We start from the raw sequence: 26,769 nt of genomic DNA, 5'->3' as shown, positions 1-26,769 counted from the left end.
TGCTCACCGCCGACGTCGGCGTCCAGCCCACCCAGGAGCTGGTCGAGCGGCTGCGCGAGCGGGTGAAGGTGCTCGGCACCCGCACCCCTCACGAGCTGCGCGCCCTGCTGCGCGACGAGCTGCTCACCCTGATCGGCACCGACTTCGACCGCACCGTGAGGACCGAGCCCGAGGGCCGCAAGCCCGGCATCGTGATGGTCGTCGGCGTCAACGGCACCGGCAAGACCACCACCACCGGCAAGCTCGCCCGGGTCCTGGTCGCCGACGGCAACAGCGTCGTCCTCGGCGCCGCCGACACCTTCCGCGCCGCCGCCGCCGACCAGCTCCAGACCTGGGGCGAGCGCGTCGGCGCCCACACCGTGCGCGGCCCCGAGGCCGGCGACCCGGCCTCGGTCGCGTTCGACGCGGTGAAGGAGGGCAAGGAGATCGGCGCGGACGTGGTCCTCATCGACACCGCCGGCCGCCTCCACACCAAGACCGGCCTCATGGACGAGCTGGGCAAGGTCAAGCGCGTCGTCGAGAAGCACGCGCCGCTCGACGAGGTGCTGCTCGTCCTCGACGCCACCACCGGCCAGAACGGTCTGGTGCAGGCCCGGGTGTTCGCCGAGGTCGTCGACATCACCGGCATCGTGCTCACCAAGCTCGACGGCACCGCCAAGGGCGGCATCGTCGTCGCCGTTCAGCGCGAGCTGGGCGTCCCGGTCAAGCTCGTCGGTCTCGGCGAGGGCGCGGACGACCTCGCGCCGTTCGAACCGGAGGCGTTCGTGGACGCGCTCATCGGAGAGTGACGGCACGTCCCAGGATCCGGAGGTGCCATCTCTCGGAACGCGTACCGGAGGTGCCACCTCTCGGAACGCGTACCGGAGGTGCCACCTCCCCGAACCGCAGGTGCCACGAAGCGCCCGCCCCCCTGGTGCAGGAGGGAGCGGGCGCTTCGTCGTACTGCGGGTGTGTCTCGGTACTGCGGGCGTGTCTCGCCGTCTCTACGCGCGCGACCGGTGCGCCACGTACGCCAGCGTGCCCAGCAGCAGCCGCGCCTCCGGCGGGCGGCTCGCCGAGTCCAGGGCGGGGGAGCGCAGCCAGCGCACCGGGCCCAGACCGCCGCGGTCGGAGGGCGGCGCCGTGATGTACGTACCCGGGCCGAGGCCGCGCAGGTCGAGGGCCGGGTCGTCCCAGCCCATGCGGTAGAGGAGCGCGGGAAGCTCGGCGGCGGCGCCGGGGGCGACGAAGAACTGGGCGCGCCCGTCCGGGGTGGCGGTCACCGGGCCGAGCGGAAGACCCATGCGCTCCAGCCGGACCAGGGCGTGCCACCCGGCCGGCTCGGCCACCTCGATCACGTCGAAAGCCCGGCCGACCGGCAGCATCACCGCCGCGCCCGGGAACTGAGCCCAGGCGTCCGTCACCTGGTCCAGCGTCGCACCGGCGGGCACCCGGGAGGCGAAGTGCAGCGGATGCGCGCCCGGCGCCCGGCAGTCGGGGCGGCCGCAGGAGCACAGGCCCGCGGCGGCCCGCGCGCCCGGCACGACGTCCCAGCCCCACAGCCCGGTGTACTCGGCCACGGCGGTGCACTCCGACGAGCGGCCGCGGCGGCGCGCGCCGGTCCGGATGTCGCGGATTCCCCGACTGCTGCCGATCGTGAAGCCCATACCCCCTCCAACGGGTCCGCCGCGCGGGTGGTTACGGCGCGGATCGAGACGGATGCGGAACGTGACCACCCTTACCGGGTTGCCCGGTGGGGCACGGTGCACTCGGCGCTCGGAAGCGCGCCGGGTGGTGCGTTCGGCCGCGCGCGCCCTGGCGTGCTTCCGCCCGCCCATGTCCGGCTGTCCTGTGTCAAGTGAATCGTGTGGAGGCCACCGTGAGTTCATCCGAAGGGGTGGCGAATGGTGGCGATTGCCGAATCGCCATGGCTGAACGGGTGATCACGGGATTACTGTGTGTGCACGGCAGGCGGGGCACATGCACCGGTGGGTATGCCGGAGGCAAGTCGGTTCCCCGTTCGGAGAGTGACAACTCCGGGACGGACGGCGCGCCTGACGGGCATTCTGATAGGGCTTGGCGCACTCGATGACAAGCGGTCTGAGGGATGGGGGCGTTCCAGTGGGCGGCAACGGCGGAGGCGGGACGAACGCTGAGAAGCGCCCGAACGAGCTGTTGGGCTCATGGTTCGTGCGCAGCGGCTGGTCCAAGGGCGAGCTGGCCCGGCAGGTCAACCGCCGCGCACGCCAGTTGGGCGCCAACCACATCTCGACGGACACCTCCCGGGTCCGGCGCTGGCTCGACGGGGAGAACCCGCGCGAACCGATCCCCCGGATCCTCTCCGAGCTGTTCTCCGAGCGGTTCGGCTGCGTCGTCTCCGTCGAGGACCTGGGCCTGCGCACCGCCCGCCCGGCACCCTCCGCGTCCGGAGTCGACATGCCCTGGACGGGCCCGCAGACGGTGGCACTGCTCAGCGAGTTCTCGCGCAGCGACCTGATGCTGGCGCGGCGCGGCTTCCTCGGAACCTCGCTGGCCCTGTCCGCGGGCCCGGCCCTCATCGAGCCCATGCAGCGCTGGCTGGTCCCCGCACCGTCCTCGCCCAGGCTCCCGACGCCGCCGGAGCCCCAGTCCGCGCCCGCCGCCCGCGCGCGGGGGCGGCTCTCCAGGCCGGAGCTGGACCTGCTGGAGTCCACCACCGTGATGTTCCGGCAGTGGGACGCCCAGTGCGGCGGCGGACTGCGGCGCAAGGCCGTCGTCGGCCAGCTGCACGAGGTCACCGACCTGCTCCAGGAGCCGCAGCCGGAGGCCACCACCCGCAAGCTGTTCAAGGTCGCCGCCGAACTGGCCGAACTGGCCGGGTGGATGAGCTACGACGTGGGGCTCCAGCCCACCGCGCAGAAGTACTTCGTGCTCGCCCTGCACGCCGCCAAGGAGGCAGGCGACCGCCCCCTCGGTTCGTACATCCTCTCCAGCATGAGCCGCCAGATGATCCACCTCGGCCGGCCCGACGACGCCCTGGAACTGATCCACCTCGCCCAGTACGGAAGCCGCGACTGCGCGAGCCCGCGCACCCAGGCCATGCTGTATGCGATGGAGGCCCGCGCCTACGCCAACATGGGCCAGCCCGGCAAGACCAAACGGGCCGTGCGCATGGCCGAGGACGTCTTCGCCGATGCAGAGGACTGGGACGAGCCGGACCCCGACTGGATCCGCTTCTTCTCCGAGGCCGAGCTGTACGGCGAGAACAGCCACGCCTACCGCGACCTCGCCTACGTCGCCGGCCGCAGCCCCACCTACGCCTCCCTCGCCGAACCCCTGATGCGACGGGCCGTCGAGCTGTTCGCCCAGGACTGCGAGCACCAGCGGTCCTACGCGCTCAACCTGATCGGCATGGCCTCCGTCCACCTCCTCCAGCGCGAGCCCGAGCAGAGCGCCGACTACGCCGGACAGGCCATGCGGGTCGCCCGGAAGATCCGTTCCGAGCGGGTCAACACTCGTATCCGAAAGACCGTCGACACCGCCGCCCGCGACTTCGGTGATCTCGCCGAGGTCGTCGACCTCACCGACAAGCTCGCGGCGGAGCTGCCCGAGGCCGCCGAGGCGGTCTGAACCCCGAAATCCCAGGCCCCGGCCGCGGCCGGCCCTCCCGAACTGCCCGACTCGGCTCCCCCATGCCAGGTCATCGGAAGGCCGCCCGCGGCCGGTTTCTCTTTTCGCGGGAAGGTTGCGCCACGATAACGATCGCGCGGCCCGAGATCCGGCAATTCATCGACGCGTAACACGCATGGCGCCTTCGTCACGGCGGCGAAACAACGAGGGGCTTCCACCGAAACCGCGCTGCGCCAATCTCGTGGCGCATAACCGGCCCACCCCTCAATCCGCTCCAGGCTTCGCCCGCACGGGGCCGTATCCAACGACGAGGAGACGCCGATGGCACCAGCCATCACGCTTGCCGCAGAGACGCAGATCTCTGCCGCCAACACAGGCTTCATGCTCATCTGTTCCGCCCTGGTGATGCTGATGACCCCGGCCCTGGCCTTCTTCTACGGAGGCATGGTCCGGGTCAAGAGCACCCTGAACATGCTGATGATGAGCTTCATCAGCCTGGGGATCGTCACCATCCTGTGGGTGCTGTACGGCTTCTCCATGGCCTTCGGCAACGACTCCGGCGGCATCTTCGCCTGGAACTCGGACTACGTCGGCTTCACCGGCATCGACAAGGACGCGATCTGGGACGGCTACACCATCCCGGTCCTCGTCTTCGCCGTCTTCCAGCTGATGTTCGCGATCATCACCCCGGCCCTGATCAGCGGCGCCCTCGCCGACCGGGTGAAGTTCACCGCCTGGGCCCTGTTCATCGCCCTGTGGGCCACCGTCGTCTACTTCCCCGTCGCCCACTGGGTCTGGGGCACCGGCGGCTGGGCCTTCGAACTGGGCGTGATCGACTTCGCCGGCGGTACGGCCGTGCACATCAACGCCGGTGCCGCCGCGCTCGGCGTGATCCTGGTCATCGGCAAGCGGGTCGGCTTCAAGAAGGACCCGATGCGCCCGCACAGCCTGCCGCTGGTCATGCTCGGCGCCGGTCTGCTGTGGTTCGGCTGGTTCGGCTTCAACGCGGGCTCCTGGCTCGGCAACGACGACGGCGTCGGCTCCCTGATGTTCGTCAACACCCAGGTCGCCACCGCCGCCGCGATGCTCGCCTGGCTGATCTACGAGAAGCTGCGCCACGGAGCCTTCACCACGCTGGGCGCCGCCTCCGGTGCCGTCGCCGGTCTGGTCGCCATCACTCCGGCCGGTGGCGCGGTCGACCCGCTCGGCGCGATCGCCGTCGGCGCCGTCGCCGGTCTGCTGTGCGCCATGGCCGTCGGCCTGAAGTACAAGCTGGGCTACGACGACTCCCTCGACGTGGTCGGCGTCCACCTCGTCGGTGGCATCGTCGGCTCCCTGCTCGTCGGCTTCTTCGCCTCCGGCGAGGGCCAGTCCGACGTCAAGGGCCTCTTCTACGGCGGTGACGCGAGCCAGCTCGGCAAGCAGGCCGCCGGTGTCTTCGCGGTCCTCGCCTACTCCCTGGTCGTCTCCGCGATCCTCGCCTTCGTCCTCGACAAGACCATCGGCATGCGGGTCCCCGAGGACGACGAGGTGGCCGGCATCGACCAGGCCGAGCACGCCGAGACCGCATACGACTTCAGCGGCGCCGGCGGCGGCACCTCCCGCTCCGCCTCCGTGCCCGCCGCCCCGGTCACCGCCCCGGCCGAGTCCAAGAAGGTGGACGCATGAAGCTCATCACCGCCGTCGTGAAGCCCCACCGGCTCGACGAGATCAAGGAAGCCCTCCAGGCCTTCGGCGTGCACGGCCTGACGGTCACCGAGGCCAGCGGCTACGGTCGCCAGCGCGGCCACACCGAGGTCTACCGCGGCGCCGAGTACACCGTCGACCTGGTCCCCAAGATCCGCATCGAGGTGCTGGCCGAGGACGACGACGCCGAACAGCTGATCGAGGTCATCGTCAAGGCGGCCCGCACCGGCAAGATCGGTGACGGCAAGGTCTGGTCCCTCCCGGTCGACACGGCCGTCCGGGTCCGCACCGGCGAGCGCGGGCCGGACGCCCTCTGACGAGGCACCGGCCGAAGAGAACAGGAGTCGCTGGGTGACGAGTACGGACGCACACACGGAAGCAGAGGATTCGGGACCCAGCGGCTACGCGGCGGCCCGGCTGCGCCTCCTCACCGAGGGGACGCGGTCCGGGCCGCCGCGCCGTGCCGCCCTCGCCGAGCTGACCGACGACTGGCTCGCGGCCCTGTTCGAGGCCGGAGCCGCGGCGGGCGGCGGGCTGAAGGGCGTCTCGCTCGTCGCCGTCGGCGGCTACGGCCGCGGGGAGCTGTCCCCGCGCAGCGACCTCGACCTGCTGCTGCTCCACGACGGCGGCGACGCCGACGCGATCGCCGCCCTCGCCGACCGCCTCTGGTACCCCGTCTGGGACCTCGGCCTCGCGCTCGACCACTCGGTGCGCACCCCGGCCGAGGCCCGCCGGACCGCCGCGGAGGATCTGAAGGTCCAGCTCGGCCTGCTGGACGCCCGGCACCTCGCCGGCGATCTCGCCCTGACGGCCGGACTGCGCACGGCCGTCCTCGCCGACTGGCGCAACCAGGCACCCAGGCGCCTCCCCGAACTCCAGGAGCTGTGCGCCGAGCGCGCCGAGCGCCAGGGCGAGCTGCAGTTCCTGCTGGAACCCGACCTCAAGGAGGCCCGCGGCGGCCTCAGGGACGCCACCGCGCTGCGTGCCGTCGCCGCGTCCTGGCTGGCCGACGCCCCGCGCGAAGGCCTCGACGACGCCCGCCGCCGCCTCCTCGACGTCCGGGACGCCCTGCACCTGACCACCGGCCGCGCCACCGACCGCCTCTCCCTCCAGGAGCAGGACCAGGTCGCGGCCGAGCTGGGGCTGCTGGACGCCGACACGCTGCTGCGGCAGGTCTACGAGGCGGCGCGGGTGATCGCGTACGCCAGTGATGTCACCTGGCGCGAGGTGGGGCGCGTGCTGCGTTCGCGCGCCGTCCGGCCCCGGCTGCGCGCCATGCTGGGCGGCGGCAAACCGGCCGCCGAGCGGTCGCCGCTGGCCGAAGGCGTGGTGGAACAGGACGGCGAGGTGGTGCTCGCCCGCACCGCGCGCCCCGAACGCGACCCCGTGCTCCCTCTGCGGGCCGCGGCCGCCGCCGCGCAGGCCGGACTCCCGCTCTCCCTGCACGCCGTACGGCGCCTCGCCGCCACCGTGCGACCCCTGCCCACCCCCTGGCCCGCCGAGGCGCGCGAACAGCTTGTGACCCTGCTCGGATCCGGTCGCCCGACCGTGGAGGTCTGGGAGGCCCTGGAGGCCGAAGGGCTGATCACCCGCCTGCTGCCCGACTGGGAACGGGTGCGCTGCCGTCCGCAGCGCAACGCCGTGCACGTGTGGACCGTCGACCGGCACCTCATCGAGACCGCCGTCCGCGCCTCCGAGTTCACCCGCCGCGTCAGCCGCCCCGACCTGCTGCTGGTCGCCGCGCTGCTGCACGACATCGGCAAGGGCTGGCCCGGCGACCACTCGGTGGCCGGCGAGATCATCGCGCGCGACGTGGCGGGCCGGATCGGCTTCGACCGCGAGGACATCGCCGTGCTCGGCACCCTCGTACGCCACCACCTGCTCCTGGTGGAGACCGCCACCCGCCGCGACCTCGACGACCCCGCCACCGTGCGGTCCGTCGCCGAGGCCGTCGGCACCCAGAGCACCCTCGAACTGCTGCACGCGCTCACCGAGGCCGACGCGCTGGCGACCGGGCCCGCCGCCTGGTCGTCGTGGCGCGGCTCGCTCGTGGCCGACCTCGTCAAACGGGTCTCGGCCGTGCTCGCCGGGGACGATCCCGAGGAGCCCGAGGCCGCCGCGCCCACCGCGGAGCAGGAGCGGCTCGCCGTCGAGGCGTACCGCACGGGCGGCCCCGTGCTGGCACTGCGCGCGCAGACCGAACCGCCGGCCGGCCCGCCGCCCGGGGAGGAGCCGCCGGGCGCGCCCGAGCCGCTGGGCGTCGAACTGCTCATCGCCGTCCCCGACCAGCCGGGCGTGCTGCCCGCCGTGGCCGGCGTCCTCGCCATGCACCGGCTGACCGTCCGTACGGCCGAGCTGCGCGCGATGCCCCTGCCGGACGGCGTCGGCGGCCCGGTCCTGCTGCTGGACTGGCGGGTGGCGGCCGAGTACGGCTCCCTGCCCCAGGCCGCGCGGCTGCGCGCCGACCTGGTGCGGGCCCTGGACGCCACCCTGGACATCGCCGGGCGGCTGGCGGAACGGGACGCCGCCTACCCGCGCCGCCGCGGGGTGGTCGCGCCCCCGCCGCGGGTGACGGTCGCCTCCGCCGCCTCCCGCCACGCCACGGTCATCGAGGTCCGCGCCCAGGACGCGCCCGGCCTGCTGTTCCGCATCGGACGGGCGCTGGAGGACGCGGGGGTCCGGGTGCGCAGCGCGCATGTGAGCACGCTGGGCGCCAACGCCGTCGACGCCTTCTACGTGACGCAGGCGCAGGGCGCACCCCTGCCGGGCCCGGAGGCGGCGGCCGTGGCGCGGAAACTGGAGGAGGCGCTGCGGGGGTGACGGCGCGGGCATTCTCCCCGGTTCGAGCGGGCGGGGACGATTGTCCTGCGAAGCCGGATACCCTGGAAGACGCTCAGACTGCCCCCGACTCCGAGGACCGACGCCGCCGTGTTCGATACTCTCTCCGACCGCCTTTCAGCGACCTTCAAGAATCTGCGCGGCAAGGGGCGTCTGAGCGAGGCGGACATCGACGCCACCGCGCGCGAGATCCGTATCGCGCTGCTCGAGGCGGACGTGGCCCTGCCGGTCGTCCGGACGTTCATCAAGAACGTCAAGGAGCGCGCGCTCGGCGCCGAGGTCTCCAAGGCGCTGAACCCGGCCCAGCAGGTCCTCAAGATCGTCAACGACGAGCTGGTCACCATCCTCGGTGGCGAGACCCGCCGGCTCCGCTTCGCCAAGCAGCCGCCGACCGTGATCATGCTGGCCGGTCTGCAGGGTGCCGGCAAGACCACCCTCGCGGGCAAGCTCGGCCGGTGGCTCAAGGAGCAGGGCCACTCGCCGCTGCTCGTCGCCTGTGACCTCCAGCGCCCCAACGCCGTCAACCAGCTCAGCGTCGTCGCCGAGCGCGCCGGTGTCGCGGTCTACGCGCCCGAGCCGGGCAACGGCGTCGGCGACCCGGTCAAGGTCGCCAAGGACTCCATCGACTTCGCGAAGTCGAAGGTCCACGACATCGTCATCGTCGACACCGCCGGCCGTCTGGGCATCGACCAGGAGATGATGCAGCAGGCGGCCGACATCCGGGACGCCGTCTCGCCCGACGAGATCCTGTTCGTCGTCGACGCGATGATCGGTCAGGACGCCGTCAACACCGCCGAGGCCTTCCGTGACGGCGTCGGCTTCGACGGCGTGGTGCTCTCCAAGCTCGACGGCGACGCGCGCGGTGGTGCCGCGCTGTCGATCCGGCAGATCACCGGCAAGCCGATCATGTTCGCGTCGAACGGCGAGAAGCTCGACGAGTTCGACGCGTTCCACCCGGACCGGATGGCCTCCCGCATCCTCGACATGGGTGACCTGCTCACCCTGATCGAGCAGGCGGAGAAGACCTTCAGCCAGGAAGAGGCCGCCAAGATGGCCTCCAAGCTGGCGTCCAAGAAGGGCCAGGAGTTCACCCTCGACGACTTCCTGTCCCAGATGGAGCAGGTCCGGAAGATGGGCTCCATCTCCAAGCTGCTCGGGATGCTGCCGGGCATGGGCCAGATCAAGGACCAGATCAACAACCTGGACGAGCGGGACGTCGACCGCACCGCCGCGATCATCAAGTCGATGACCCCGGCCGAGCGCCAGGACCCGACGATCATCAACGGCTCGCGCCGCGCCCGGATCGCCAAGGGTTCCGGTGTCGATGTCAGCGCGGTGAAGAACCTGGTCGAGCGGTTCTTCGAGGCCCGCAAGATGATGTCCCGCATGGCGCAGGGCGGCGGTATGCCGGGCATGCCGGGGATCCCGGGCATGGGCGGCGGCCCCGGCCGCAGCAAGAAGCAGCCGAAGAAGGCCAAGGGCAAGCAGCGCTCCGGCAACCCGATGAAGCGCAAGCAGCAGGAGCAGGAGGAGGCGGCCCGCCGCGCGGCCGCCGCGCAGAACGGCGGCGCGTTCGGGCTGCCGGGCCAGCAGGCCGGCCAGGACTTCGAGCTGCCGGACGAGTTCAAGAAGTTCATGGGCTGACCGTCGTCAGGCCGTACGTCCACTGGGGGCGCCCCTCGCCGAAGGGGCGCCCCCAGCGTCGTACGCGCCCCGGGAGCCGTGGACGCACATGCGCCGTACGCACACATGCTCGCGCGGCTTTCCTGTCGTAACGTCCCGATATGACCAACCCTGCGCCGCCGCGCAAGTCTCCCGACCAGCCCTGGCGCACCGAGGGCACCCCCGCGGAGCCGCCCAAGCCGCCGTCCGGTGGGCGGCGGATGCGCGGCGGCTGGTGGACCCTGGCCGTCGCCGCGCTGATCGTGTTCCTGATCGCCAACCTGGTGCTGTCCTTCTTCGGCGACGGCGACGAGCCGACGATCTCCTACACCGAGTTCAGCAGGCAGGTCGACGACGGCAACGTCAGCAAGATCTACTCCAAGGGCGACGCCATCCAGGGCCAGCTGAAGAACGCCCGCGACCGGCCCGGCGGCGACGGCACCTACACCAAGTTCAAGACCCAGCGCCCCGCCTTCGCCGACGACCGGCTCTGGGAAGACCTGACCCGGAACAACGTCACCGTCACCGCCGAGCCGGTCGTCCAGCAGCGCAGCCTGCTCGCCAACCTGCTGATCTCGCTGGCGCCCATGCTCCTCCTGGTGGTGCTGTGGATCTTCATCGCGCGGCGGATGCGGGCGGGGATGGGCGGTGCCGGCGCGATGTTCGGGCGCAAGGAGCCGCCCAGGCCGGTGGAGCTGGAGCCGGGGGAGAAGCGCACGACGTTCGAGGACGTGGCGGGGATCGACGAGGTCGAGGGCGAGCTGAACGACGTCGTCGACTTCCTGAAGAACCCGGACGCCTACCGCCGGATGGGCGCCAGGATGCCGCGCGGCGTGCTGCTCGCCGGCCCGCCCGGCACCGGCAAGACGCTGCTGGCGCGGGCGGTGGCGGGAGAGGCGGGGGTGCCCTTCTTCTCGGCGTCGGCCTCCGAGTTCATCGAGATGATCGTGGGCGTGGGCGCCTCGCGGGTGCGGGAGCTGTTCGCCGAGTCCCGCAAGGTGGCGCCGTCGATCATCTTCATCGACGAGATCGACACCATCGGCCGCGCGCGGGGCGGCGGCTCGGCGGTGGGCGGCCACGACGAGCGCGAGCAGACGCTGAACCAGATCCTCACCGAGATGGACGGCTTCTCCGGCTCGGAGGGCGTGATCGTCATCGCGGCGACCAACCGCGCGGACGTCCTCGATCCGGCGCTGACCCGGCCCGGCCGTTTCGACCGGGTCGTCAGCGTCTCGCCGCCGGACCGGGGCGGCCGCGAGGCGATCCTGCGCATCCACACCCGGGAGATCCCGCTGGCCGACGACGTGGACCTGGCCCAGGTGGCCCGGACGACACCGGGCATGACCGGGGCCGAACTGGCCAACCTCGCCAACGAGGCGGCGCTCCTCGCGGTGAAGCGGCAGCAGGAGCGGGTGACGCGGTCGGATCTCTCGGAGGCGCTGGAGAAGGTCCAGCTGGGCGCCGAGAGGTCCCTGGTCATGCCGCTGGAGGAGCGCCGGCGGACCGCGTACCACGAGAGCGGGCACGCCCTGCTGGGCATGCTCCAGCCGGGCGCCGACCCGGTCCGCAAGATCACCATCGTCCCCCGCGGGCGCGCGCTCGGGGTGACGCTGTCGACGCCGGACGCGGACAAGTACGCGTACACCGAGGAGTACCTGCGCGGCAGGATCATCGGCGCGCTCGGCGGGATGGCCGCGGAGCAGGTGGTCTTCGGGGTGATCACCACCGGTTCGGAGAGCGACCTGGAGCAGGTCACGAACATCGCACGCGGCATGGTGGCCCGCTGGGGGATGAGCGAGCGGGTCGGCCGGCTCTCCGCGCTCCCCGGCGAGGCCCAGCAGGCGTACGGCCTCGCCGCCGCGCCCCAGACCCTGGACGTGATCGACGGCGAGATGCGCCGCATCGTGGACGACTGCTACGAGGAGGCGTGCCGCATGCTGCGCGACCACCGCGGACAGCTGGACGCGCTGGCGGCGGCCCTGCTGGAGCGCGAGACGCTGGACGAGGCGGACGCCTACCGGATCGCCGGCATCACCCGGCTGGCCAAGGACGACACCGAGGCCTGAGCCGAAGCGGCCTGGCTCTCAGGGCCTGCCGGACAGGCGCTGAGGGACCCGGGCGATCAGATAGCGGAAGACGTTCGGCATCCACACCGTGCGGTCCTGGCGGCGGTACGGGCGCAGGGCCTCCCGCAGCTCCGTGTCGACCTGGGCCCGGTCGGTGGCGTCGACCGCCGCGTCGAACAGCCCGGTGGAGAGCAGTCCGCGCACCGCGCTGTCCAGGTCGGCGTAGCCGAACGGGCAGGCGACCCGCCCGGAGCCGTCCGGGCGCAGCCCGGCGCGTTCGGCGACCTCCTCCAGGTCGTCGCGCAGGGCGGGGCGCCAGCGGCCCGCGCCGCGCGACGGGTCCGCGAGCTTGTCGGCCACCCGCAGCACGCCGGTGGTGGCGCAGCGCTCGGGCGGCCCCCAGCCGGCCAGCACCACCGCCGCTCCGCGCGCGGCGCGCGGGGCCGCCGCCGTGAGCAGCGCGGCGAGCCCGTCCGAGTCCCCCGCGCGGCATCCGATGGGCTCGAAGGCGGTGACGAGGTCGTATCCGTCCCGGCGGACGTCGAGTGCGCCGAGCGAGTCGCCGAGGACGGCGTCTGTACCGGTGTGCGCGCCCGTGACCTGCGAGTGGAGCCGGTCCCGGGCGAGAGTGAGCCGTTCGGGTGAGGAGGGCTCGACACCGGTGACGGTGGCGCCTCTGGAGGCCGCCATCAGCAGGGCGAGGCCACTGCCGCAGCCCAGGCCTAGCAGCCTGGTGCCAGGGCCCACGTCCAGTCGGTCGTGGACCGCCTCGTAGAGCGGCACCAGCATCCGCTCCTGGATCTCGGACCAGTCACGCGCGCGTGCACTCGGATCGACGCCGGGGGTGTCCCCTGCGCGCGGGTGCTGACGCACGAGCGTAGGTGTCATATGTAAGCGCCCCATTCCGCCGAGAGTTGCCTCTGTCCCCGTTCTCCTGAAGCCCCCGTGACGCGCGGTCGCCCCCCGTATGCCAGGAAACTCCGGGCTCGCGGTGGCGTCCAGTGGTACGGGGCCGCGGCTTGGCCGCACGCGCGCGCCGGGGCGAGATTTCATCTGCCGGCAACCTGCGCGGCACGGCGCCGGACGGGTGGTGCGTCCGCCGTGGTCGAGGAGGTGGGGCGGTGCGGGACGCCGCAAGGGCACCCGGTAACGTCACGGGGGCCGGGCACGCTGACCCAAGTGGGGCGGACTCGGCCGAAAACACCTCTTGCGCCTCCCCGGACGAGGCGCGGCCCAGCGCGCACTCCGGGGCGCACGCGCCAGGGCGTACGTCAGGCTACGTACCACCTTGTGATGAGCTGTGCGGCTTCTCCGCAGATCAGCGCACCCGCCCTCGTCAGGACGCATGAGTGGCAACTGACGGGTACGTGCAAATTATTTGGGATGCCCCGGAATAGGAACACAGCGGCACCCCGGCTCGTTGTCATTACGTGAGCACGACACAGACACCACCTGTTCTCGCCGCGGAGCTGGCGCAGGCGTGGGCCGACATTCAGCGGCACCACCCCGAGCTGCCCGATCTCGCCGCGCCGGAGTCCCTGATCGGAGAGTCGTCGTCCGCCTGCGGACACGAGCTGTCCTTCGAGCGACTGCTGCACGAGGCAGTCCATGGCATCGCCGCCGCGCGCGGAATCCGCGACACCTCCCGCGCCGGCCGCTATCACAACCGCCGTTTCCTCGCGATCGCCGAGGAACTGGGCCTGGACCACCCCGACGAGCCGCACCCGAGCAGCGGCTTCTCGCTGGTCACGCTCAACCCCGAGGCCAAGCGGCGCTACCGCCCGACGATCGAGCGCCTCCAGCGGGCCCTGAAGGCGCACACGGCGGCCACCTCCGCCGACACCGCCCGCAGCTTCCGCGGCCCGGCCGCCCGCCACGGCTCGTCCGGCGGCGGCGTGCGGGTCAAGGCGGTGTGCGACTGCGGACGCAACGTCCGGGTCGTGCCGTCGGTCCTGGCGCAGGCCCCGATCGTCTGCGGCGGCTGCGGCAAGCCGTTCCGGATCCCCGAGGTGGTCGGCGCGGGCACGGCGGGCTGAGGCCGCCGGCATCTCGTGGATGCCGGCGGCGGGCGGTTCGTGCCGGGGTGCCGACGCGGGGTGCCGGCGCGCGGGTCCCCCGCTCGGGGAGCGGGGGAGGCGCCCCGCGGCGCCGCACCGCGCACCCGACGCCGTCTCACCTCTGCGCCGGGTGCTCCTTACCCATGCCCGCGCGCCCCTCGGTCGGAAGCGCCCCGCGGGGTGTGGCAGAATGGCTAGCTGTACTCGACAGCCGCACAGGACCCCTCTCTCCTCCGGCTGACGCGTCCATCGGGCACTCGGGTACCGCAACCCCACGCGGCAATCTCGCCGTGCCCAACCACGTCAAATCCAGGAGAACCCACTCCCGTGGCAGTCAAGATCAAGCTGAAGCGTCTGGGCAAGATCCGTTCGCCTCACTACCGCATCGTCGTCGCCGACTCCCGCACCCGCCGTGACGGCCGTGCGATCGAGGAGATCGGCAAGTACCACCCGACGTACAACCCGTCGGTCATCGAGGTCGACGCCGAGCGTGTGGCGTACTGGCTCGGTGTCGGCGCTCAGCCGACCGAGCCGGTTCTCGCCATCCTGAAGAAGACCGGTGACTGGCAGAAGTTCAAGGGCGAGCCCGCCCCGGCTCCGCTGCTCGTCGCCGAGCCGAAGAAGGCGCGCCCGTCGTTCGAGGCCCTGGCCGGCGACGACGAGGGCAAGGGTGAGGCCATCACCCAGAAGAAGAAGGCTGAGAAGAAGGACGAGGCCGCGGCCGAGTCCTCCGAGTCGACCGAGGCCTGAGCATGCTCGAGGAGGCTCTCGAGCACCTCGTGAAGGGCATCGTCGACAACCCTGACGATGTGCAGGTCGCCTCGCGCAACCTGCGCCGCGGACGGGTGCTCGAGGTCCGGGTCCACCCCGACGACCTCGGCAAGGTGATCGGCCGCAACGGCCGCACCGCACGCGCCCTGCGGACCGTCGTGGGCGCCATCGGCGGCCGCGGTGTCCGCGTCGACCTCGTCGACGTGGACGACGTCCGCTGACGCAACACAGCACCGGCTCGGGCCGGGGAGGGCCACTGGGCCGTCCCCGGCCCGCAGTCGTATGAGCCGCCTTCGGCTCGCAGTCGTTCCGACAGGAGAGCAAGCACAGTGCAGCTGGTAGTCGCACGGATCGGCCGCGCCCACGGCATCAAGGGCGAGGTCACCGTGGAGGTCCGCACCGACGAGCCCGAACTGCGGCTCGCCCCCGGCGCCGTACTCGCCACCGACCCCGCCTCCGCGGGGCCCCTCACCATCGCCACCGGCCGTGTCCACAGCGGCCGTCTCCTCCTGCGCTTCGAGGGCGTCACCGACCGCAATGGCGCCGAGGCCCTGCGCAACACCCTGCTGATCGCCGACGTCGACCCCGAGGAACTCCCCGAGGGCGAGGACGAGTACTACGACCACCAGCTGATCGACATCGACGTGGTCACCGCGGACGGGGCGGAGGTCGGCCGGATCACCGAGATCTCGCACCTGCCCACCCAGGACCTGTTCATCGTCGAGCGGCCCGACGGCAGCGAGGTGATGATCCCGTTCGTCGAGGAGATCGTCACCGAGATCGACCTGGAGGAGCAGCGGGCCGTCATCGACCCGCCGCCCGGCCTGATCGACGACCGCGCGGAGATCGCCTCCAGCCGGGACGAGTCCGACGGGGACGACGCCTGATGCGGCTCGACGTCGTCACGATCTTCCCCGAGTACCTGGAACCGCTGAACGTCTCCCTCGTCGGCAAGGCCCGCGCGCGCGGGCAGCTGGACGTGCGGGTGCACGATCTGCGGGAGTGGACGTACGACCGGCACAACACGGTCGACGACACCCCGTACGGCGGCGGTCCCGGCATGGTCATGAAGACGGACCCGTGGGGCGACGCCCTGGACGCCGTCCTGGCCGACGGCTACGAGACCGGCTCGCACGGCCCGGCACTCATCGTCCCCACCCCCAGCGGCCGCCCCTTCACCCAGGAGCTGGCCGTCGAGCTGTCCGAGCGGCCCTGGCTGATCTTCACCCCGGCCCGCTACGAGGGCATCGACCGGCGGGTCGTCGACGAGTACGCCACCCGGATACCGGTCTACGAGGTGTCCATCGGCGACTACGTCCTGGCCGGCGGCGAGGCGGCCGTCCTGGTCGTCACGGAGGCCGTCGCCCGGCTGCTGCCCGGCGTCCTCGGCAACGCCGAGTCGCACCGCGACGACTCCTTCGCGCCCGGCGCCATGGCGAGCCTCCTGGAGGGCCCCGTCTACACCAAGCCGCCCGAGTGGCGCGGCCGCGGGATCCCGGAGGTGCTGCTCAGCGGGCACCACGGCAAGATCGCCCGCTGGCGGCGCGACGAGGCGCTGCGGCGCACGACCCTCAACCGGCCCGACCTGATCGAACGCTGCGACCCCGAGGCGTTCGACAAGAAGGACCGCGAGATGCTCTCCATCCTGGGCTGGGCGCCCGATCCGGACGGTGAGCCGTACGGCCGATTTTGGCGCAGGACCAGCGGCGTGGAAGAATAGGCCGCTGCTGTGCGCCGTCCGGCGTGCGCCCCTGCCACAGGGGGACACGACGCCCGCCCCGACGCGCACGGCTCATCCCAGAACCTCTAGTTCCCGTTGATGACCTGTGGCATCAGCGAAGAAAGCAGACGAAATGTCTCACCTGCTCGACTCCGTCGACTCCGCGTCGCTGCGCAGCGACATCCCGGCCTTCCGCCCGGGTGACACCGTCAACGTCCACGTCCGCGTCATCGAGGGCAACCGCTCCCGTGTGCAGCAGTTCAAGGGCGTGGTGATCCGTCGCCAGGGTTCCGGCGTGCGCGAGACCTTCACGGTCCGCAAGGTCTCCTTCTCCGTCGGCGTCGAGCGCACCTTCCCGGTGCACACCCCGATCGTGGAGAAGATCGAGCTCGTCACCCGCGGTGACGTCCGTCGCGCCAAGCTCTACTACCTGCGTGAGCTGCGCGGCAAGGCGGCGAAGATCAAGGAGAAGCGCGAGAACTGAGCGCTTCCCGGGGCTCGTCCCCGTGGGGTCCACAGCGGGGCCGGATAGCATCTGGCCCCGATGGACACCGAAGCACAGCCGACGGAGCGCGACCGCTCCTCCGAACCCGCTCAGCCGGGCCCGGAGGGCCGGTCGCGTTTCGCGTTGGTGCCGCGGATCGCCGACTGGCTGCCGGGCGGACGGATCACCCTGACCGCGCTGGTCTGCCTGTTCTTCCTGCTGCTGCTCAACACTCTGGTGGCGCAGCCGTTCCAGATCCCCAGCGGATCCATGGAGCCCGGATTGAGGATCGGCGACCGCGTTCTCGTAAATAAGTTGGCGTACCGTTTCGGAGCCGAGCCGCGGCGGGGCGACGTCGTCGTGTTCGACGGCACCGGATACTTCGGGGACGCCGACTACATCAAGCGCGTCGCGGGCGTGGGGGGAGACCGCGTGGTCTGCTGCGACAAGGAGGGGAGGCTCCGGGTGAACGGCCGGTCGGTCGACGAGTCGGCGTTCCTGCACGCCGGCGACCGTGCGTCGACGGTGCCCTTCGACGTCGTCGTGCCCGAGGGCCGGCTGTTCGTCCTCGGTGACCACCGCAGCGCCTCCAGCGACTCCCGCGACCACCTGGGTTCACCCGGCGGCGGCATGATCCCCGTGGACGACGTGATCGGCCGCGCGGACTGGATCGTCTGGCCCGTCGGGCACCTGACGCGCCTGGACCGGCCGGATGTCTACGCGCGCGTACCGGAGGCGGCGGACGCCCCCACGCGCGCTCCCGGGGCGGCGGACGCCCACGTGCGGGTGCCGGCCCCGCCGACGGCGCACGCGCGCGTGCCGGGGGGTTCTGTCGCGGCGGGCGGTGCCCATGGGTAATCGCGGAAAACCGCGCGGCACGCCGAGCAGCCCCGTCGAGGACCTGCTGCCCACCGGCACCCGGCGCGCCTCCCGGCCGTCCGGCGGACGCACCCGCGCGGAGCGGCGCAAGCTGCAGCGCAAGGTCAAGCGCCGCCGACGCCGGTCGGCCATCAAGGAGATACCGCTCCTCATCGGCGTCGCCGTCCTCATAGCCCTGGTCCTGAAGACGTTCCTGGTCCAGGCCTTCGTCATCCCCTCCGGCTCCATGGAGCAGACGATCCAGATCGGCGACCGGGTGCTGGTGGACAAGCTCACGCCGTGGTTCGGCTCCCGGCCGGAGCGCGGCGACGTCGTCGTCTTCAAGGACCCCGGCGGCTGGCTCCAGGACGAGCAGCCCACCCAGAAGAAGGACGATCCCGTCGTCGTCAAGCAGGTCAAGGAGGGGCTCACCTTCATCGGCCTGCTGCCCTCCGACAACGAGAAGGACCTGATCAAGCGGGTCGTCGGGGTCGGCGGTGACCGCGTCAAGTGCTGCGACGCGCAAGGCAGGGTCACCGTCAACGGCGTTCCCCTGAACGAGGGGGACTACCTGTACCCCGGCAACGCGCCCTCCACCACGGAGTTCGACGTCACCGTGCCGGAGGGCCGCCTGTGGGTGATGGGCGACCACCGGGACAACTCCGCGGACTCCCGGGCCCACCAGGACACCGACTACGGCGGCACGGTCTCCGAGGACCAGGTGGTCGGGCGGGCCATCGTCATCGCCTGGCCGTTCAACCACTGGACCACGCTGGACGAACCGAAAACCTTCACCTCCGTGTCCGACCCGGCGTCCGGTTCGGCCGCGGCCGCCCAGGTGTCGCATAGGGTTGCCTCCGACGCTCCGAGCGTGCCGGATCCGAAGCCCCTGGATCCGGGCGCGTCGGATCCGAACGCAATGACCCACCTCCCGAGCCCTGCGGAACTCCCGCTCGTTATGGGAGTGGTGGGCCTGCGCCGAACATGGGGCAGGCGGCGGCACAGAGTAAGGAGTTGGCGTGGGGGATGTGGCGGTTGGCGCACGGTCCGGACACGACGGCGAGGAGCACCGCGGACACCCCGTGGAAGCGGCCGGCCCGGCCGCGGACAGCGCCGTTGCCTCCGGGAGTGACACAGCGACGGCCGAGGACGGCAGGGTGAGCGACGAACACGACCGGGCCGGGGACCAGGAGCCGGGCGGCTCCGCCGCCACGCCCGCCAGGAAGCAGCGATCCTTCTGGAAGGAGCTGCCGATCCTGATCGGTATCGCGCTGGTGCTGGCGCTGCTGATCAAGACGTTCCTGGTGCAGGCGTTCTCGATCCCCTCCGACTCGATGCAGAACCTCCTGCAGAAGGGCGACCGGGTCCTCGTCGACAAGCTCACCCCGTGGTTCGGCTCCGAGCCGGAGCGGGGCGAGGTGGTCGTGTTCCACGACCCGGACCAGTGGCTGGCGGGCGAGGTGACGCCCGAGCCCAACGCTCTGCAGACCTTCCTCAGCTGGATCGGCCTGATGCCGTCCGCGGAGGAGAAGGACCTGATCAAGCGGGTCATCGGGGTCGGCGGCGACACGGTCGAGTGCAAGGGCACCGGGCCGCTGAAGGTCAACGGCAAGGCGCTGAACGAGCCGTACGTGTACCCCGGCAACACGCCGTGCAGCGTCGACGACACCGGCGGCCAGTTCAAGGTGAAGGTGCCCGAGGGCCACCTCTGGGTCATGGGCGACCACCGGCAGAACTCGCGCGACTCTCGCTACAACCAGTCGGACAAGTACCGGGGCATGGTCCCGGTGGACGAGGTCGTCGGGCGGGCCGTCGTGAAGGCCTGGCCGATCAACCGCTGGGGCACCCTGCCGGTTCCCGACACCTTCGACCAGCCCGGTCTGAACGACAAGGCGTCGGCCGCCGCGGCCCTGACGGCCGCGCCGCAGGCGCTCGCCCTGGCCGGTGTGGTGCCGGTGGCGCTGTGGCGCCGGAAGAAGCACAGCGCCACCGACGGCCGCTGAGACCGGCCCGGGCCTTCGCCGCCGCGGCGGCGAAGGGCTGACCGGTGCGGGTACCGCCGGGTAGGGTGCGGACCCATGGGCGGCGAGAGCGCGACACGTACGGCCCCGCGGAGCGGGGGCACAGGCAGCGGCCCGGCGGGCGGCCGGACCGGACAGCGACTGTCCGGGCTGGCGGTCGCGCTGGGCCTCGTGCTGTTCCTCGCCGCGTTCGGCTGGGGCGCGGTGGTCTACCGGCCGTACACCGTGCCGACAACGTCGATGGCCCCGACGATCGGGGCCGGCGACCGGGTCCTCGCCCAGCGGATCGACGGCGCGGAGGTACGCCGCGGTGACGTCGTCGTCTTCAAGGACGCCGGCTGGGGCGACGCGCCGATGATCAAGCGTGTGGTGGCCGTCGGCGGGGACACCGTCGCCTGCTGCCAGGAGGGCCGGCTGACGGTCAACGGCAAGCAGATCGAGGAGCCGTACCTGGCCGACGGCCAGGCCGGGCCGGCCGGCTTCCCGACGGTCACCGTGCCCGAGGGGCGGCTGTTCCTGCTCGGTGACGAGCGGCACGGCTCGCTGGACTCCACCGCCCATCTGACGGACGCCGCGAGCGGCACCGTGGCGCGGGACACCGTCTCCGCACGGGTCGACGCCGTGGTGTGGCCGATGGACGGCATGCTGCCGCGCCCGGCCGGCTTCGAGGCGCTGGGCGGCACGCTGTCCGAGCCGGGGCCGCTGCGGATCATCGTGGCGCTGATCGCCGGGGGCGCGGTGCTGGTGCTCGGCGGCGCCGCCTACGGGCCGGTGGCCCAGCGCGCGGCCCGGGCACGGGCCCGGACGGAGACCGCCGGTGCCCGCTGAGACGAGAGACCCGGGCGCGTACGGCGAGCTGTCCGGCGAGGTGCGCAAGGTGGCCCGGGTCGTGCTGCTCGACCCGGAGGACCGCATCCTGCTGCTGCACGGCCACGAGCCCGGCGATCCGGCGGACGACTGGTGGTTCACCCCGGGCGGCGGCGTCGAGGGCGACGAGACCCGTGAGCAGGCCGCGCTGCGGGAACTCGCCGAGGAGACGGGCATCACGGACGTCGAGCTCGGCCCGGTCCTGTGGCGGCGGATGTGCTCCTTCCCGTTCGCCGGCCGTCGCTGGACCCAGGACGAGTGGTACTACCTGGCCCGTACGCGCCAGACGGCGACCCGGGCCACGGGGCTGACCGAGCTGGAGCGGCGCAGCGTCGTCGGAGCGCGATGGTGGACGTGTCGGGAACTGACCCGGGCACATGAGACGGTGTATCCGACCAGACTCGCCGGGCTGCTGCGCAGGCTGCTCGACGAAGGTCCCCCCGCCCGTCCGGAGATCCTCGACACGGAAATCGTCTAGGGGTTCGCGGGACTGGCGCACAATGGTGGGATCGCACGGCTGAAGGGGAACTGCCATGAGCGCCGAGGACCTCGAGAAGTACGAGACCGAGATGGAGCTGAAGCTCTATCGGGAGTACCGCGATGTCGTCGGTCTGTTCAAGTATGTGATCGAGACCGAGCGGCGCTTCTATCTGACCAACGACTACGAGATGCAGGTGCACTCGGTCCAGGGTGAGGTGTTCTTCGAGGTGTCCATGGCGGATGCCTGGGTGTGGGACATGTACCGGCCGGCCCGGTTCGTGAAGCAGGTTCGGGTGTTGACGTTCAAGGACGTGAACATCGAGGAGCTGAACAAGAGCGACCTGGAGCTGCCGGGCGGGTGATCGGGGCGGCCTTCGGTGGGTGACCGGCACCTGTGCGGGTGACGGAGTTGTCCACAGCCGCCGAGTTCTCCACCAAGATCCACTTCGGGGCGGCGGATGCGTGACGGTTGGCGCCGGAGGTGGTGCCGACATGAACACGCATCTGGCGCGCAGCGCACTCGGCAGGTACGGCGAGGAATTGGCCGCGCGGCGGCTGGCCGACGCCGGCATGACGGTCCTGGAGCGCAACTGGCGGTCCGGACGGACCGGTGAGATCGACATCGTGGCGCGGGACGGCGACGTCCTCGTGGTCTGCGAGGTGAAGACCCGCAGGACCGGGCGGTTCCAGCACCCCATGGCCGCGATCACCCCGGCCAAGGCGACCCGGCTGCGCCGGCTCGCCGAACGCTGGCTGCAGGAACACGGAGGAGCGCCGCCCGGCGGGGTCCGCATCGACCTGGTCGGCGTGGTCCTGCCAGACCGGGGCGCGCCCGTCGTCGAGCACGCCCGGGGGGTGGCCTGAGATGGGATTCGCACGCACCTGCTCGGTCGCCCTGGTGGGCGTCGAGGGCGTCGTCGTGGAGGTCCAGGCCGACCTGGAGCCGGGAGTCGCCGCGTTCACCCTGGTCGGACTGCCGGACAAGAGCCTGACGGAGAGCCGCGACCGGGTCCGGGCGGCGGTGGCGAACTCCGGGGGCGAGTGGCCGCAGAAGAAGCTGACGGTGGGTCTGAGCCCGGCCTCGGTGCCGAAGAGCGGAAGCGGTTTCGACCTGGCCGTGGCGGCAGCCGTGCTCGGAGCGACCGAGCGGATCGACCCCCGGGTCCTGGCCGACATCGTGATGATCGGCGAGCTGGGGCTGGACGGCCGGGTGCGCCCGGTGCGCGGCATCCTGCCCGCCGTGCTGGCCGCCGCCGACGCCGGGTACGAACAGGTGGTCGTGCCGGAGTGCGCGGCCGCCGAGGCCGCCCTGGTCCCCGGCGTGTCGGTACTCGGCGTACGCAGTCTGCGCCAGCTGATCGCCGTCCTGGCGGACGAACCGGTGCCGGACGAGGAGCGGGACGAACCGGGCCGCCCCGACCCGCTGCTCGCCGGACTGCGCGTGCCCGGCACCGGAGCCGCCACCGGCATCCACAGCATGGGCGGCGCCCAGCACGAGCACGGTTGCGACCTCGCCGACGTCGTGGGCCAGGTCTCGGCGCGCACGGCGGTGGAGGTCGCCGCCGCCGGCGGACACCACCTGTTCCTGGAGGGCCCGCCCGGCGCCGGCAAGACGATGCTGGCGGAGCGGCTGCCCGGCATCCTGCCCCGGCTCGGCCGGGAGGAGTCGCTGGAGGTGACGGCGGTGCACTCGGTGGCGGGCCTGCTGCCCCCGGGCAAGCCCCTGGTCGACGTCGCGCCCTACTGCGCCCCGCACCACTCGGCCACCATGCAGGCGCTCGTCGGCGGCGGCGCCGGCGTCGCCCGGCCCGGCGCGGTCTCGCTCTCCCACCGGGGTGTGCTGTTCCTCGACGAGGCCCCGGAGTTCCGCAGCCAGGCCCTGGACGCGCTGCGGCAGCCCCTGGAGTCGGGGCACGTCGTGATCGCCCGGAGCGCGGGGGTGGTGCGGTTCCCCGCGAAGTTCCTGATGGTGCTCGCGGCGAACCCGTGCCCGTGCGGACGCTTCTCGGCCTCGGGCGACCTGTGCGAGTGTCCCCCGTCCGCGATCCGCCGCTATCAGGCCAGGCTGTCCGGGCCGCTCCTCGACCGCGTCGACCTGCGGGTGAAGGTGGACCGGGTCTCCCGCGCGGAGCTGACCGGCCTGGCCGCCCGGGGCGAGTCCACCGCGACCGTCGCCGGCCGGGTGCGCGCGGCCCGGGAGAGAGCGGCGGCGCGGCTGGCGGGTACTCCGTGGCGGACGAACAGCGAGGTGCCCGGACGGGAGCTGCGCAGCCGCTGGCACGCGGTGAGCGGCGCGATGGACGAGGCGGAACGCCATCTGGAGCGCGGGGTGCTGACCGCCCGCGGCCTCGACCGGGTCCTGCGGGTCGCCTGGACCGTCGCGGACCTGGTCGGCCACGACCGGCCGGACGCGACCGACGTCACCCTCGCCCTCCAGCTGCGCACGGGTGTCCCCCGCGGGGTGCCGATGGCGATCGGGGCACTGACATGAGCGGCGGCGCCGACGCCGACCTGCTGGCCCGTGTCTTCCTCACCCGGGTCGTCGAACCCGGCGACGGGGTCGCCGGACGGTGGGTGCGGGAGCTCGGCGTGGCGGAGGTGGCGCGGCGGCTGAAGGGGCCGGGGAGACCGCTGCCCGGGGTGAGCGGGCGGCGGTGGGACGGGTTGCGGGCGCGGGCGCTGCGGGCCGAGCCCGAGCGGGACCTCGATGCCGCGCGGGCGGCCGGGGTGCGGTTCCTCGGGCCGGGGGACGGCGAGTGGCCCCGGCAGCTGGACGATCTCGGGGACGCCCGGCCGCTGGGGCTGTGGGTGCGCGGACGGGCCAGCCTGCGCATGTGGGCCCTGCGGTCGGTCGCCGTGGTGGGAGCGCGGGCCTGCACCGAGTACGGCGCCCACATGGCCGCCGACCTCGCCGGGGGGCTCGCCGAGCGCGGCTGGGTGGTGGTCTCCGGCGGTGCCTACGGCGTCGACGGAGCCGCCCACCGGGGCGCCCTCGGCGCGGGCGGCGCCACCGTCGCCGTTCTGGCGTGCGGGGTCGACCGGCCCTATCCGCCCGGCCACACCGAGCTGATCACCAGGATCGCCGAACAGGGACTGGTGCTCGGCGAGCTGCCGCCCGGGGAGCATCCGACCTCGAGCAGATTCGTGCTCCGCAACCGGGTGATCGCCGCGCTCACCCGGGGGACCGTGGTCGTCGAGGCCGCCCACCGCAGCGGCTCGCTCGTCACCGCGCGAGCAGCCCAGCGGCTGGGCAGACACATCATGGGCGTGCCCGGGCCGGCGACCAGCGGCCTGTCGGCGGGGGTGCACGAGCTGCTGCGCGGGGAGGCGGTGCTGGTCACCGATGCCACGGAGGTCGTGGAGCTGGTCGGCGATATCGGGGGGCTGGCCCCGGACCGGCGCGGCCCGGTGCTCCCCAGGGACCTGCTGGCACCGGACGCCCGCCAGGTGCTGGCCGCGCTACCGGGGCGGGGCGAGGCCCGGCCCGCGGAGATCGCCCGGGGCGCCCAGACCACGGAGGACGACGCGGTCGCGAGGCTGTACGAGCTTCGAGCACTTGGTTACGTCGAACGACACGGCGATGGCTGGAAGTTGACACGCCAGGCGGTGGTCTCCGTTCGGCGCGATCGTGGCTCCTGCTGACCCAGCGTGTTCGGCCGTCCGGGGGAACCCCTACAGCCTTGGGAATTCACGGAGTTGTAGGAATATGACGGTCACGCACAGCGACGACCATGCCCCGGAAGGGCGCGCAGCGGAACGTATCTGCGCCCCCCGTGCGCTCCGGGGTTCGCGCACCGCGACAGCTCAGTCACGCTACGCTCACGAGGATCCCGACACAGACCGGTAACACCAGCCCAGAGCGACAGCTCACCCAGGTACCACCCTTCACGGCAGAACGGCACAAGGCGACGAATGCCCCAGCACACCTCCGGGTCCGACCGGGCGGCGATCCCCTCCGCCGCCCGCGACGGTGGCGGCGTGCGGCCGCCCGCTCCCTCGACGCTCGACGAGCTCTGGCGGTCGTACAAGGCCACGGGTGACGACCGGCTGCGCGAGCAGCTGATCCTCCACTACTCGCCGCTCGTCAAGTACGTGGCGGGGCGGGTGAGCGTGGGGCTGCCGCCCAATGTGGAGCAGGCCGATTTCGTGTCCTCCGGGGTCTTCGGGCTCATCGACGCGATCGAGAAGTTCGACATCGACCGGGAGATCAAGTTCGAGACCTACGCCATCACCCGGATCCGCGGCGCGATGATCGACGAGCTGCGCGCGCTGGACTGGATCCCGCGGTCCGTGCGGCAGAAGGCGCGCAACGTGGAGCGGGCCTACGCCACCCTGGAGGCGCGGCTGCGGCGCACCCCCAGCGAGGGCGAGGTGGCCGCCGAGCTGGGCATCGCCGTCGACGAACTGCACGCCGTGTTCAGCCAGTTGTCCCTGGCCAACGTGGTGGCCCTGGAGGAGCTGCTGCACGTCGGGAGCGAGGGCGGGGACGGGCTCAGCGTCATGGACACGCTGGAGGACACCGCCGCGGACAACCCCGTCGAGGTGGCCGAGGACCGGGAGCTGCGGCGGTTCCTGGCACGGGCGATCAACACGCTGCCGGACCGGGAGAAGACCGTCGTCACGCTCTACTACTACGAGGGTCTGACGCTCGCCGAGATCGGGAACGTGCTCGGGGTGACCGAGAGCCGGGTCAGCCAGATCCACACCAAATCCGTGCTCCAGCTGCGGGCGAAGCTGGCCGGATTCGGGCGATGAGGCGGCGGTGACGCCGGGTCACTCCCGTCCGGGGTGGCCGGTCCGTAAAGTGAGGGTGTGCCAAGGATTCGAGCGGCCTCCGTGGCCGAGCACCGGTCGATGCAGCGAGCCGCCCTGCTGGACGCGGCGCGGTCCCTGTTGTCCGAGGGCGGGACGGAGGCGCTGACCTTCCCGGCCCTCGCCGAGCGGACGGGGCTGGCGCGCTCCTCCGTGTACGAGTACTTCCGGTCGCGGGCCGCGGTGGTCGAGGAGCTGTGCGAGGTCGACTTCCCCGTGTGGGCGGCGGAGGTCGAGGCGGCGACGGCCGTGGCGGAGGGGCCGGAGGCCAAGGTCGAGGCGTATGTGCGGCGGCAGCTGACGCTGGTCGGGGACCGGCGGCACCGGGCCGTGGTGGCCATTTCGGCCAGTGAGCTGGACGCGGGGGCGCGGGAGAAGATCCGGGCCGCGCACGGGGCGCTGGTCGCGATGATCGTGGGCGTGCTGGGCGAGATGGGGCACGCGGAGCCCCGGCTGGCGGCGATGATGCTGCAGGGGGTCGTGGACGCGGCCGTGCGGCGGATCGAGCTGGGGGTCGAGGAGCCGGAGGTCGTCGCCGACGCGGCGGTACGGATGGCTCTGCGGGGCGTTCTCGGGGGCTGACCTTGAGGTGCGGATGGCCCTGCGGGGTTTCCCGGGGCGGGCTGGGGCCGCGGTGCGGCCGGGCTCGCCGTGCCCGGTGCCGGCGCAGGCCGGCGGTGCGGTGCGCAGGCCGGCGGTGCGGTGCTTCCGGCCGCGCTCCTCGGGCGGAGGCGCCCGCGGCGCGCCCACCCGTGCCGCACCGGGCTGCACGCGCCTGCGGGCGATCACGCTCTTCGAGCAAAGGCGCCCGCGGCGCCCACCCGTGCCGCACCGGGTGCCGCCGCCCCCGTGCCGCCCC

Annotated in this window: 26 protein-coding genes; 24 read left to right on the top strand and 2 right to left on the bottom strand. The window is 72.5% G+C overall.

Annotated elements, in window-relative coordinates; genetic code table 11:
- Nucleotides 1-788 (top strand): signal recognition particle-docking protein FtsY (gene ftsY / locus CCN42_RS23195; RefSeq protein ID WP_086738471.1); only part of this gene is annotated, 788 nt, incomplete at its 5' end.
- Between the two features lie 195 nt (nucleotides 789-983).
- On the opposite strand, the gene CCN42_RS23190 is transcribed toward ftsY, so the two are convergent.
- The gene (locus CCN42_RS23190; RefSeq protein ID WP_086738469.1) at nucleotides 984-1,646 is read right to left on the bottom strand and encodes a bifunctional DNA primase/polymerase; all 663 of its coding nucleotides are present in this window, start codon (nucleotides 1,644-1,646) and stop codon (nucleotides 984-986) included.
- Between the two features lie 454 nt (nucleotides 1,647-2,100).
- Here CCN42_RS23190 and nsdA point away from each other — a divergent pair, with 454 nt between their 5' ends.
- The 6 genes from nsdA (at nucleotide 2,101) to ftsH (ending at nucleotide 11,840) form a co-directional block, all read left to right on the top strand.
- Nucleotides 2,101-3,588: a transcriptional repressor NsdA gene (nsdA, locus tag CCN42_RS23185; protein WP_086738466.1), complete on the top strand. Its 1,488-nt coding sequence runs from the start codon at nucleotides 2,101-2,103 to the stop codon at nucleotides 3,586-3,588.
- Nucleotides 3,589-3,909: 321 nt separating this feature from the next.
- Complete coding sequence (locus CCN42_RS23180; protein ID WP_086169551.1) at nucleotides 3,910-5,256, top strand: ammonium transporter; 1,347 nt, start codon at nucleotides 3,910-3,912, stop codon at nucleotides 5,254-5,256.
- Entirely contained in the window at nucleotides 5,253-5,591 is a 339-nt protein-coding gene (locus tag CCN42_RS23175; protein WP_043504401.1) for a P-II family nitrogen regulator, read from the top strand. Before CCN42_RS23180 ends, CCN42_RS23175 begins: the two co-directional genes overlap by 4 nt.
- A 34-nt stretch (nucleotides 5,592-5,625) precedes the next feature.
- A complete protein-coding gene (locus tag CCN42_RS23170; RefSeq protein ID WP_086738463.1) occupies nucleotides 5,626-8,094 on the top strand; it encodes a [protein-PII] uridylyltransferase in 2,469 nt (822 codons plus the stop codon).
- A 108-nt stretch (nucleotides 8,095-8,202) separates the two neighbouring features.
- Nucleotides 8,203-9,756 (top strand): signal recognition particle protein, encoded by a 1,554-nt coding sequence (gene ffh / locus CCN42_RS23165; RefSeq protein WP_086169553.1) that lies wholly within the window; start codon nucleotides 8,203-8,205, stop codon nucleotides 9,754-9,756.
- A gap of 140 nt (nucleotides 9,757-9,896) precedes the next feature.
- The gene (gene ftsH / locus CCN42_RS23160; RefSeq protein WP_086738461.1) at nucleotides 9,897-11,840 is read left to right on the top strand and encodes an ATP-dependent zinc metalloprotease FtsH; all 1,944 of its coding nucleotides are present in this window, start codon (nucleotides 9,897-9,899) and stop codon (nucleotides 11,838-11,840) included.
- An 18-nt stretch (nucleotides 11,841-11,858) separates the two neighbouring features.
- On the opposite strand, the gene CCN42_RS23155 is transcribed toward ftsH, so the two are convergent.
- Nucleotides 11,859-12,728: a class I SAM-dependent methyltransferase gene (locus tag CCN42_RS23155; RefSeq protein ID WP_086738458.1), complete on the bottom strand. Its 870-nt coding sequence runs from the start codon at nucleotides 12,726-12,728 to the stop codon at nucleotides 11,859-11,861.
- A 542-nt stretch (nucleotides 12,729-13,270) separates the two neighbouring features.
- Between CCN42_RS23155 and CCN42_RS23150 the strand changes: the two genes are divergently transcribed.
- The 17 genes from CCN42_RS23150 to CCN42_RS23070 all read left to right on the top strand — a co-directional run bounded on the left by CCN42_RS23150 (nucleotide 13,271) and on the right by CCN42_RS23070 (nucleotide 26,492).
- Nucleotides 13,271-13,876, top strand: a complete 606-nt coding sequence (locus CCN42_RS23150) for a hypothetical protein (protein ID WP_086169556.1) — start codon at nucleotides 13,271-13,273, stop codon at nucleotides 13,874-13,876.
- Nucleotides 13,877-14,224: 348 nt separating this feature from the next.
- Entirely contained in the window at nucleotides 14,225-14,647 is a 423-nt protein-coding gene (rpsP, locus tag CCN42_RS23145; RefSeq protein WP_043504409.1) for a 30S ribosomal protein S16, read from the top strand.
- Nucleotides 14,648-14,649: 2 nt separating this feature from the next.
- Nucleotides 14,650-14,889: an RNA-binding protein gene (locus tag CCN42_RS23140; protein WP_030612780.1), complete on the top strand. Its 240-nt coding sequence runs from the start codon at nucleotides 14,650-14,652 to the stop codon at nucleotides 14,887-14,889.
- Nucleotides 14,890-14,997: 108 nt separating this feature from the next.
- A complete protein-coding gene (gene rimM, locus CCN42_RS23135; RefSeq protein ID WP_086738456.1) occupies nucleotides 14,998-15,555 on the top strand; it encodes a ribosome maturation factor RimM in 558 nt (185 codons plus the stop codon).
- Nucleotides 15,555-16,388 carry a tRNA (guanosine(37)-N1)-methyltransferase TrmD gene (gene trmD, locus CCN42_RS23130; RefSeq protein ID WP_086738453.1) on the top strand — a complete coding sequence of 278 codons (834 nt, stop codon included), beginning with the start codon at nucleotides 15,555-15,557 and terminating at the stop codon, nucleotides 16,386-16,388. Before rimM ends, trmD begins: the two co-directional genes overlap by 1 nt.
- 133 nt (nucleotides 16,389-16,521) lie before the next feature.
- The gene (rplS, locus tag CCN42_RS23125) at nucleotides 16,522-16,872 is read left to right on the top strand and encodes a 50S ribosomal protein L19 (RefSeq protein WP_043504413.1); all 351 of its coding nucleotides are present in this window, start codon (nucleotides 16,522-16,524) and stop codon (nucleotides 16,870-16,872) included.
- 60 nt (nucleotides 16,873-16,932) lie between these two features.
- Nucleotides 16,933-17,730 (top strand): signal peptidase I, encoded by a 798-nt coding sequence (lepB, locus tag CCN42_RS23120; protein ID WP_086738450.1) that lies wholly within the window; start codon nucleotides 16,933-16,935, stop codon nucleotides 17,728-17,730.
- A complete protein-coding gene (lepB, locus tag CCN42_RS23115) occupies nucleotides 17,723-18,862 on the top strand; it encodes a signal peptidase I (RefSeq protein WP_086169561.1) in 1,140 nt (379 codons plus the stop codon). The genes lepB (CCN42_RS23120) and lepB (CCN42_RS23115) overlap by 8 nt, the downstream gene beginning before the upstream one ends.
- Nucleotides 18,750-19,733, top strand: a complete 984-nt coding sequence (lepB, locus tag CCN42_RS23110; protein WP_086738448.1) for a signal peptidase I — start codon at nucleotides 18,750-18,752, stop codon at nucleotides 19,731-19,733. Before lepB (CCN42_RS23115) ends, lepB (CCN42_RS23110) begins: the two co-directional genes overlap by 113 nt.
- Before the next feature lie 75 nt (nucleotides 19,734-19,808).
- The gene (gene lepB, locus CCN42_RS23105; RefSeq protein WP_086738445.1) at nucleotides 19,809-20,579 is read left to right on the top strand and encodes a signal peptidase I; all 771 of its coding nucleotides are present in this window, start codon (nucleotides 19,809-19,811) and stop codon (nucleotides 20,577-20,579) included.
- Nucleotides 20,569-21,096: an NUDIX hydrolase gene (locus tag CCN42_RS23100; RefSeq protein ID WP_086738443.1), complete on the top strand. Its 528-nt coding sequence runs from the start codon at nucleotides 20,569-20,571 to the stop codon at nucleotides 21,094-21,096. Before lepB (CCN42_RS23105) ends, CCN42_RS23100 begins: the two co-directional genes overlap by 11 nt.
- Nucleotides 21,097-21,151: 55 nt before the next feature.
- Entirely contained in the window at nucleotides 21,152-21,460 is a 309-nt protein-coding gene (locus CCN42_RS23095; RefSeq protein WP_003965949.1) for a DUF2469 domain-containing protein, read from the top strand.
- Between the two features lie 100 nt (nucleotides 21,461-21,560).
- Nucleotides 21,561-21,962 (top strand): YraN family protein, encoded by a 402-nt coding sequence (locus tag CCN42_RS23090; RefSeq protein WP_086738440.1) that lies wholly within the window; start codon nucleotides 21,561-21,563, stop codon nucleotides 21,960-21,962.
- Between the two features lies 1 nt (nucleotide 21,963).
- Nucleotides 21,964-23,589, top strand: coding sequence for a YifB family Mg chelatase-like AAA ATPase (locus CCN42_RS23085; RefSeq protein ID WP_086738438.1), 1,626 nt, complete (start codon nucleotides 21,964-21,966; stop codon nucleotides 23,587-23,589).
- Nucleotides 23,586-24,740 carry a DNA-processing protein DprA gene (gene dprA, locus CCN42_RS23080; RefSeq protein ID WP_086738435.1) on the top strand — a complete coding sequence of 385 codons (1,155 nt, stop codon included), beginning with the start codon at nucleotides 23,586-23,588 and terminating at the stop codon, nucleotides 24,738-24,740. Before CCN42_RS23085 ends, dprA begins: the two co-directional genes overlap by 4 nt.
- Before the next feature lie 270 nt (nucleotides 24,741-25,010).
- Nucleotides 25,011-25,853, top strand: coding sequence for an RNA polymerase sigma factor WhiG (gene whiG / locus CCN42_RS23075; protein WP_086169568.1), 843 nt, complete (start codon nucleotides 25,011-25,013; stop codon nucleotides 25,851-25,853).
- Between the two features lie 81 nt (nucleotides 25,854-25,934).
- Entirely contained in the window at nucleotides 25,935-26,492 is a 558-nt protein-coding gene (locus CCN42_RS23070) for a TetR/AcrR family transcriptional regulator (RefSeq protein WP_086738433.1), read from the top strand.
- Nucleotides 26,493-26,769: the final 277 nt, after the last annotated feature.

Source organism: Streptomyces glaucescens, assembly GCF_002154375.1.
Lineage (GTDB): Bacteria > Actinomycetota > Actinomycetes > Streptomycetales > Streptomycetaceae > Streptomyces > Streptomyces glaucescens.
The sequence above is the reverse complement of the archived record's forward strand: the minus strand, read 5'-3'. Positions and strand labels throughout refer to the sequence as shown.